The organism is Oleiphilus sp. HI0043 (assembly GCF_001634935.1).
The window spans coordinates 1-760 of the sequence record NZ_LWEY01000074.1 but is presented as its reverse complement, the minus strand read 5'-3'; the positions used below and the strand labels follow the sequence as shown (position 1 = coordinate 760).

The following is a 760-nucleotide window of genomic DNA, read 5'->3' as shown; positions in this document are numbered from 1 at the left end:
GCTTGTCTTTCTAAGCCTTTGTTTATCATTGCTCAAAGAAATAAAACCCAACAGACAAAAGCTGCTGCTTAGTTCGGGGAACTTTGGCTTAGCTGAGGGATAGTTGCCAAGCGATTGATGTGTGTCATGTGCTGAATCACTAGAGCATGATAAATTTTCTTTATTAACTAGAGGAGATTTTATTATGTATATAGATGAGACCATCATTGCGGGTTTATTGGTTGTTGCGGGTACTGTTGTGTTTCTAGGTGGCTTTGGCTATTTTGCTTATAAAGACGCTCAGAAATCTAAAAAAAGTTAGTTCGCTTTACTTGAAAAAACCAGGTCATAATTCTCTTGATCTGGTTTGTGTTTCCCCGCTCTTATTCAAGAGCTTCGTCATAGACGCTTTTTCAAATACCCTCTCACTTCCAAACACTACTCTTTTCTGAATCCCTTGCTAGACTGAGTATTAAACTCAAATTAGGAATATTGAATGAAAGGTTTACATGGTTGGATGCGTACCCTCGAGAAAAGCGAGGCGGCTGTTCTCTCAACCTTAATTAAGGAGCTAGACCAAGTTACGGCTTCTGATGAGTCTTCTGGGGCCCAATTGGCAGAAGTTATTCTTAAGGATGTAAGCCTGACTGCCAATATCATACGTGTTGCTAACGCAGTAACTTTCAACCCTAGTAATATTGCAGTGACAACGGTCAGTCGTGCGGTTATCAATATTGGTTTCAAGAATATTCGCTCAATTTGTTTGTCGATCAAAGTACTC

General features: G+C 39.7%; 2 protein-coding genes. Both read left to right on the top strand.

The window, feature by feature from the left end; genetic code table 11:
* Nucleotides 1-184 precede the first annotated feature (184 nt).
* Nucleotides 185-301 (top strand): cytochrome c oxidase subunit CcoM, encoded by a 117-nt coding sequence (gene ccoM / locus A3729_RS34315; protein ID WP_304438928.1) that lies wholly within the window; start codon nt 185-187, stop codon nt 299-301.
* A 174-nt stretch (nt 302-475) separates the two neighbouring features.
* Nucleotides 476-760, top strand: a 285-nt coding sequence (locus A3729_RS01665; protein WP_156497575.1) for an HDOD domain-containing protein, incomplete at its 3' end; no start/stop codon positions are given.

Bases quoted from the DNA above. Each gene is read 5' to 3' on its own strand.
- ccoM (WP_304438928.1), top strand. From the start codon at position 185: ATGTATATAGATGAGACCATCATTGCGGGTTTATTGGTTGTTGCGGGT.